This is a genomic window from Rickettsia asembonensis (genome assembly GCF_000828125.2).
Taxonomy (GTDB): Bacteria; Pseudomonadota; Alphaproteobacteria; order Rickettsiales; family Rickettsiaceae; genus Rickettsia; species Rickettsia asembonensis.
This window is the reverse complement of the sequence record NZ_JWSW01000083.1, coordinates 1-7,900: the sequence shown is the minus strand read 5'-3', so window position 1 is coordinate 7,900 and position 7,900 is coordinate 1. Positions and strand designations below refer to the sequence as shown.

Here is a 7,900-nt window from a genome sequence, read left to right as displayed (position 1 = left end):
TCAACACTCCCCTAATTGGAAAATTAATATAGTTTCATTTAATGATCAATCTAGCATAAAATCTTTTTCTGATAAGGAAAAATCTCTTGAAGATATTAAGGAATATGTAGAAACGTTAAATGCTGATGGATATACAAGATTATATGGTACCGTCAAAGATGCTTTAGAATTATTGAAAGAAAAAATAGATATACATTCTACTATTATAGTATTTACTGATGGAAAGAACGAAGGAACTGACTGTAATACAACACAACAATAGGTTATAGATTCTGCAATCTCTGTAATACAAAACCCTCAGTTTATATGTATGCGGTAGGATTTGGTGAGAACTACAATAAAGAATTTTTTGAAGAAATTGCAATGCATGGAGGATTTACTCATATTAGTTTAAGAGATCCGAGTGGTATGAAACAGCTTGAACAATATATTGACAATATTGAGCAAAAGGTGGTTATTTGGAAAATATTAGGAGAACAAAATATTAGGAGAACAATTAAATTTGATAACATGAGTACAAGAAGGTGATGTTTTTATTGGAGATAAAGTAGATACCGATAAAGAAATTACGTTCTCTAAAGACGGTCAACAATTCACGATTGGAGTAGAGGAGTTTGATACAAATATTGCTGGCGTAGTAAAAAGTTGTTACGATGAAGTAGCTTAATTATTATATTTCTCTTGCTAGTATTAGCAGATAATTTTAAGATTAGAAAAGTACTATATGTCATTTCTGTGCAGCATTGTTGTATAGCTCGAATCGTCATTGCGAGGAGTGAAGAGCCTTGTTGCATGGATCAAAAAACCTACTAGATGTCACTCCCGCGTAGGCGGGAATCCAGAAAAAAAGTATAAATACGGTAAATTTTTGAAATTAAAAGCTTGATTTATCTCGTTTTATGCTGGATTCCCGCCTACGCGGGAGTGACATCTAATAGGTTTTTTGATCCATGCAACAAGGCTGGAGCGAAGCGACGTGGCAATCTAGAAAAATAATTAAAAAAATTCTGATTTACAGAATTTTTTTACTGGATTGCTTCGTCGAAACTTGCAGTTTCTTCTCGCAATGACGGAGTGGTATCCACGCAGGCAACGCTTGTGTTCGCTTGCAATGACGATTTTAGTATCCGCACAATAATATCAATAGGAAATTTATGAGCTTACTTAAAAATATTACGGGAAAGAATTATATAAACGGTGAATTTATAGAGTTTGGGAAGCAAATATCCGTTATTAATCCTTCGACCTTAAAAGAAATTGCTACAGTTCCGAATTTAGGATTATCTGAGATTAATTCAGCAATTAATAATACGGTGCAAACTTTTTCTTCATGGTCACAAAGTTCATTTGAAGAAAGAATAGCGATTCTTAGAAAATGGTATAATTTAGTAATCGAAAATATTGATGAGCTAAGTCATATATTAACTCTAGAGCAGGGTAAGGTACTCTCTGAATCTAAAAAAGAAATTCTATACGGAGCATCTTTTATTGATTGGTATACATATGTTGTACATAATATTCACGGGACCATTAAACCGGGCAGTAGTAAAGCTCATAAAATTGTTACGCAATATGAGCCGGTTGGACCGTCTGCAGCTATAACTCCTTGGAATTTTCCAAATGCAATGATTACTCGTAAGGTAGTGCCTGCAATAGCTGCGGGTTGTAGCGTTATATTAAAACCGTCAAGTCTTACACCTCTATCAGCTTTAATACTTGCGAAATTTGCAAGCGATGCCGGTTTGCCCGCCGGAGTATTTAACGTGATTACAGGTAGTTCAGATATTATAGGTAAGGCTTCTTGCGAAGATTTTAGGCTTCGGAAATTATCATTTACCGGTTCTACAAATGTCGGTAAAATTCTATATCAAAATGCCGCAAATACTCTAAAACGTTTATCTTTGGAACTTGGCGGCAATGCTCCTTTCATTATAACGGCAGATAATAATTTAGAGAAAGTAGCAAGTGATTTAGTAATCGCTAAAACTAGAAATAGCGGGCAGTCTTGTACTTCACCCAATAGGATATTTATAGAAGAATCTATATATGAAAAATTTATAGAAATTCTAAAGGCTAAATTTACTAAGCTTAAATCTGGTGACGGATTTGATAAAGCATCAGATATAGGTCCGTTAATTAACTCTGCTGCCATAGAAAAAATACAAAAGCTACTCGCTGATGCACAAAATAAAGGAGCTAAATTAATTTGCGGCGGTAAAGCTGTTGATAATTTTATTGAGCCTACTATTATTATTGACTGTTTGGATAATATGGATATCTTTAGAACAGAAATATTCGGTCCGGTGGTTGCGTGCTATAAATTTAAAGATTTGGATGAAGTAATAGAACGTGCAAATAATACCGAATACGGCTTGCAAGGATATGTATATTCAAATAATATATCTGTGGCACAAATGATAGCAACTAGGCTTGATTTTGGTATGGTTTCAATTAATAACCCATTGCCCGGAAATGCAAAAGCACCTTTTGCAGGGCGTAAAGCTTCAGGCTTTGGAGTTGAAGGCTCATTTGAAGGGATATTTGAATATCTAAATACGAAATATATAAATTTATAGAATTAAGAATGCCCGCATGGTTTCTTTTATGTCATTACTGCGAGGTATTGTTGCGTGGCTCGTTTATGTCATCCCCGCGAAAGCGGGAATCTAGAAAAAAAAGTATAAATACAGCAAGCTTTTGAAATTAAAAGCTCGCTTTATGTTGGATTCCTGCTTTCGCAGGAATGACATTGAGTAGGTTTTGCGAACCATGCAACAACGCCAGCTTGACCACGGTATGACAATGAAATAATAATTATGAATAAAAATTATGCCTGTTCCTATAAATGATATTGAAAGAAAAATTGAAGAAATTAGCCTTATACTTGATAATTATGAACCGCTTTGTTTAATAATAGGTAAAGAAAAAGTAAATCACCACTTACACATAACATCTAATAATCTTGCTGAATTGTTAGATAAAGAGATACCGCTTTCAATTGAATATTTTGCTCCTATAGTACGACTAATTGAACAATTTAATAAGATTGAAATTATAATACCTCAAGAGCTTAATAATGCTTTATGTAATACATTATCAAACTTTGAGCATAATTATTATTCCGACGAATTACAAGAAACCGTAATTCAATATATAGAAAAACTTGATATTCTAGGGGTAGATGCGTACTAACACTCTAAAAATCTCAATAGTTTTACCGGTTTATAATAGGGAGAAGTTATTACCTTTTGCTATTGAGAGTTGCCTTAATCAAAGCTTTAAAGACTTTGAGCTTATTATTATTGATGATTGCTCAAAAGATATTAGCGTTATAGTAGCTAGGAAATATGCAGAGCAGGATTCACGTATTAAGGTAATAGTAAACGAGACCAATAAAAAATTACCGGCAAGTTTGAATGTTGCTTTTAAAGAGGCCAAGGGGGAGTATTTTACTTGGACTTCAGATGATAATCTTTTCCATGAAAATGCTTTAGAAAAAATGGTTAAGACACTTGATAATTCACCTGAGATAGGGCTTGTATATACTGATTATACTTTAATCGATGAGCAAGGTAGTATAGGTGCAAGACTTTATCAAGAACCGCCTGAGTTTTTACCAATTAGAGATTGTGTCGGTGCATGTTTCTTATATAGAGCCGATTTAGCAAGACAAATAGGGGAATATAATGAAAATATGCAGTTGGTGGATGATTATGAATATTGGCTTCGTTTTGGACTTGTTACGAAATTTACTCATATACCGGAATCTTTATATTTCTACCGAGTACATGATCAAAGCTTAACAATAGAGCGTAAAGTAGAAGCAAAACAGGCCAAAAGAGCTTTAAAAGAATTATTCAAAGATAAATATATTATTCCTGCTGAGATTAAACCTATAAATGATTTATATAATTGGTTTATTGAAGATAGAAATTTAAGCTCTTATTTTAGGTTATTTAAAATAATTATTTGTAGCCCGATAATTACTATTTCTTATATTATTAAAAATCTGAAAAGAATTAGATAATGCTTATGTCATTCCTGTTTTCCGTCATTGCAAGAAGAATTACGTAGTAATTCGACGAAGCAATCCAGTAAAAAATTCTGATTTACAGAATTTTTTTAATTATTTTCTGGATTGCCGCGTCGCTTCGCTCCTCGCAATGACGGTTTTGATATACACGCAACAATGCTTCGCAGGAATGATATAATAACACTTTTAAAAACAAATGCAAAATCAAGATTTCATACATACATTAAATCCACAACAGCAAAAAGCAGTTCTTCATACTGAAGGACCGCTTTTATTGCTTGCAGGTGCAGGGACAGGTAAAACAAAAGTACTTACCTCAAGAATAGCTAATATTATTCACCAAAATTTAGCCTCACCTCAAAATATTCTAGCCGTTACTTTTACTAATAAAGCTGCTAAAGAAATGGCGGAAAGAGTTAACAGTCTAATTAATTGCTACGGTCTTAATATAGGCACTTTCCACTCAATGGCAGCTAGGATATTACGTGACCAAATTGAGCATTTAAATCTTGGTTTAAATAATAGATTTACTATTATTAGTCATGATGATCAATTAAAACTAGTTAAAGATATAGTAAAACTAAAAGATATCGATACTAAAAAATATGCTCCTAAATTAATACATATCATAATTTCGAGATGGAAAGATCAAGGATTATTACCAAGTAAACTATCAGCATCAGATACTAATTTACCGTTGCAGAGGGTGGCAAAACTTGTATATGAAGAATATCAGAAAAATTTACTTATTTCTAATGTTTTAGATTTTGGAGATTTGCTACTTTATAATAATGAGCTTTTTATTAAAAATCCTGAAATACTAAGATATTACCAGGAAAAATATCGATATATTTTAATCGATGAATATCAAGACACTAACGTTGTCCAGTATTTATGGGCAAGAATGCTCGCAAGTTTATATAAAAATATTTGCTGTGTAGGGGATGATGATCAATCTATCTATGGTTGGCGAGGAGCGGAAGTTGGTAATATATTACGCTTTGAAAAAGATTTTGCAGGTGCAACGATTATTAAATTAGAGCAGAATTATAGATCAACTTTGCCGATACTTGCTGCTGCTTCCAATGTTATTAATAATAATAAAAACCGTCACGGTAAAACGTTATGGACGGATAGGGAAAGCGGTGAAAAGATAAAAATTATCTCTTGTTGGAGTGATAAAGAAGAAGCAAGATATATAGCCAGCGAAATAGATAAATTAGTGAGAGAAGACCGATATAATGCCGGCAATATTGCAATATTAGTACGAGCCGGATTTCAAACAAGAAGTTTTGAGGAAGCGTTTATAAATAGTGCTATGCCTTATAAAATTATAGGAGGTTTGCGGTTCTATGAACGTATGGAAATAAGAGACGTGCTTGCTTATATCCGTATATCTTTAAATCAAAATGACAATCTAGCACTTGAGCGTATTATAAATGTGCCGAAAAGGGCAATAGGTGCAGCTAGCTTAAATAAAATTAGGGTCTATGCACTTGAGCAAAATATTTCTAATTTCGCAGCCATTAAAGAAATGTTGGAAATGGGCGAGATTAAAACAAAACCATATGAAACTCTAAAAGATTTGGTTACTAAAATTGATAATTGGCACGAAAGATTTAGTATAGATGCTCCAATAAACGTAGTTAAAGCAATACTTGATGATTCCGGTTATCTTGAAATGCTTCAAGAAGAAAAGACCGAAGAAGCATTCGGTAGAATCGAAAATATTAACGAAATGCTTAGAGCTATTGCCGAATTTAACGATGTTCATGATTTTATCGAACATTCAAGTTTAGTTATGGAAAACGAAGTGCTTGAAACTAATTACGGTGGTTCTGTTACTATAATGACCCTGCACGCAGCTAAAGGGCTTGAGTTTGACGTGGTGTTTTTACCGGGCTGGGAAGAGGGGGTATTTCCGTCTCAAAGATCTTTAGACGAAGACGGCGAAAAAGGCTTAGAAGAAGAGCGCCGCATTGCTTATGTCGGCATTACGAGAGCCAAAAAAGACCTCTATATTACCCACGCCGAAAGCCGAAAAATATTTTATGAAATAGTCCGTTCTTACCCTTCAAGGTTCATAACCGAAATCCCTAATGAAATTACGATCAGGACCTCTTCTATGAAAAAATACAATTCTTTTTATAAGTTTTAATTAATTTTCATTCATAAATTTTAAAATGGTTTGCATACTTTAACTAATTATTATCTAATTTAATTAATAATAATTAATAGAGGAAGTGATATGGCTAACGAACTAATACCTGATAGACCACAAGAGAAACTTAAAAGTGCTTTTGAATATCAAGTTGATAGTGCAGCAGGAATAATAAGAAAACTAGAGGAAAAAGTAACGCTTGCTTTAAAAGAGCCTTCTCTAATCAAAAGGCAAGACCTACATTTACAAGCTGTAGGAGCAGCTATAACTTTGTATTCTCCTGAAGTAGCAAATCAATATCTTAATGATACTGAAATACAAAAATTAGTTGATTTGTTGAAAGAAAATAATGGCATTCGGTTAGTGCACTAAGTCCTAAAAGGACTGCGATTTAAGACCCACCTATTGAAAGGTTTATGAGATATTCTCAGGTATTTTCGCATTGGTCTTATCTTTTGCTTTATCTGTGAAATCTGATAAGTAGCCTTTAATATAATGTGCGTACAAAATAACTCAGATTTATAAATAATCGTTTGTATGCTTTGCTCAATAACATTTAAGCAATTTTTAAAATTAAATTTGGTGTTACCTGAGTTTTTATCGTATTTTGCCTTAGCAGCTAATTCAAACAATCTTGCTAGATTTATTAATACAAAATGTGCATAGGTTTCCTGCTTGACTCCTCTTTCAGTTTTAGAGTGAAAAGCTTCAACATCAACTAAACACTTTGATATCTTGTATAATTCTTCTATCTCCCATCTTTTGGCATATAGCTCTGCAAATATCTTCCTACTATATTTACTGTCTATTAAAGTTGTAGCATAAAGATATAATTTATAATCGATCTCGTGCTTAACCAAACGTAACATTATAGGCTTACATTCTATATTTAGACCTTGTTTTTCTATTTGCTTTTTTACTGTTGATGAAGGTACATATTCTATCACCGAATCAGGTTCCACACTGGACACAAAATCTAGTAATGCTTTGTTTCCTAAATGAATTGAAACTCTAAAAACAGGAACAATATCTTTTTTCATACATTGGTATAATAGGAGATAACTAAAATAACCCCTATCAAATATTACTATATCTCCTTTTTGTAAAACTGACAGATGATTGGGAACACATAACCTCTCATTTAAATTTTTGCTTAAACAAAAATCATAGACAATTTGTGCGTCTATATTGTAAATGCAACTCATTAATCCCTGAGGATAATAAGAATTTTTATTGCATGTTTTATATCCAAGTTCCTTTAATTCTTTTGGTAAATTCACTCTAGAACCATCTACTGCAAAAACTCTATGTGCCAGCTGATGTGCTACCTTCTGTTTTTGATAATTAAACTCAGAAATTAGCTTTTTATTGAGATCTATAAATATCTGTTCTGATAACTTTTGCCTTGCTTCACAAACTGAAGATGGTGCAAAGATTTTCTGTTGCGGGGTTTGAATATCCTTGTTGCTATAATGCTCCCATAACCTTAGTAGGGATATACTATACCCCTTGTTTGTATCTAGTATAATCTGAAAGATAAAGCTAATTAAAAATTTACTATCTATCGATCTTTTTCGTTTTATCCACTGATTATCATAATCACATGCAATATCCGTTATTAATTTATTAATTGATAACAATTGCTTTTCTTCTAATGTTAATTCTTGTAACATACCAATGACGTCCTCAATAAATACTAGTATTAT

At 32.7% G+C, this 7,900-nt stretch carries 9 protein-coding genes; 8 read left to right on the top strand and 1 reads right to left on the bottom strand.

From position 1 onward, the window contains the following. The 8 genes from SB78_RS09805 to SB78_RS06695 form a co-directional block, all read left to right on the top strand. Nucleotides 1–262 (top strand): vWA domain-containing protein (locus SB78_RS09805; RefSeq protein WP_041079587.1); only part of this gene is annotated, 262 nt, incomplete at its 5' end. A gap of 44 nt (nt 263–306) precedes the next feature. Further along, nucleotides 307–528 (top strand): hypothetical protein, encoded by a 222-nt coding sequence (locus SB78_RS06720; protein ID WP_041079585.1) that lies wholly within the window; start codon nt 307–309, stop codon nt 526–528. Nucleotides 529–681: 153 nt separating this feature from the next. Further along, the gene (locus SB78_RS11595; protein WP_277813981.1) at nt 682–813 is read left to right on the top strand and encodes a hypothetical protein; all 132 of its coding nucleotides are present in this window, start codon (nt 682–684) and stop codon (nt 811–813) included. A 341-nt stretch (nt 814–1,154) separates the two neighbouring features. Then, nucleotides 1,155–2,576: an NAD-dependent succinate-semialdehyde dehydrogenase gene (locus SB78_RS06715; RefSeq protein WP_041079584.1), complete on the top strand. Its 1,422-nt coding sequence runs from the start codon at nt 1,155–1,157 to the stop codon at nt 2,574–2,576. 253 nt (nt 2,577–2,829) lie between these two features. Continuing rightward, the gene (locus SB78_RS06710; RefSeq protein ID WP_041079582.1) at nt 2,830–3,192 is read left to right on the top strand and encodes a hypothetical protein; all 363 of its coding nucleotides are present in this window, start codon (nt 2,830–2,832) and stop codon (nt 3,190–3,192) included. Next, the gene (locus SB78_RS06705; RefSeq protein ID WP_041079580.1) at nt 3,182–4,027 is read left to right on the top strand and encodes a glycosyltransferase; all 846 of its coding nucleotides are present in this window, start codon (nt 3,182–3,184) and stop codon (nt 4,025–4,027) included. The genes SB78_RS06710 and SB78_RS06705 overlap by 11 nt, the downstream gene beginning before the upstream one ends. Nucleotides 4,028–4,229: 202 nt before the next feature. After that, nucleotides 4,230–6,191: a DNA helicase PcrA gene (gene pcrA, locus SB78_RS06700; RefSeq protein ID WP_041079578.1), complete on the top strand. Its 1,962-nt coding sequence runs from the start codon at nt 4,230–4,232 to the stop codon at nt 6,189–6,191. A 90-nt stretch (nt 6,192–6,281) separates the two neighbouring features. Beyond that, on the top strand, nt 6,282–6,566 hold the full coding sequence (locus SB78_RS06695; protein ID WP_241773821.1) for a hypothetical protein: 285 nt from the start codon (nt 6,282–6,284) through the stop codon (nt 6,564–6,566). Here the strand turns inward: SB78_RS06695 and SB78_RS06690 are convergent. Beyond that, on the bottom strand, nt 6,563–7,900 hold a 1,338-nt coding region (locus SB78_RS06690; protein ID WP_041079569.1), incomplete at its 5' end, for an IS4 family transposase. The genes SB78_RS06695 and SB78_RS06690 overlap by 4 nt on opposite strands.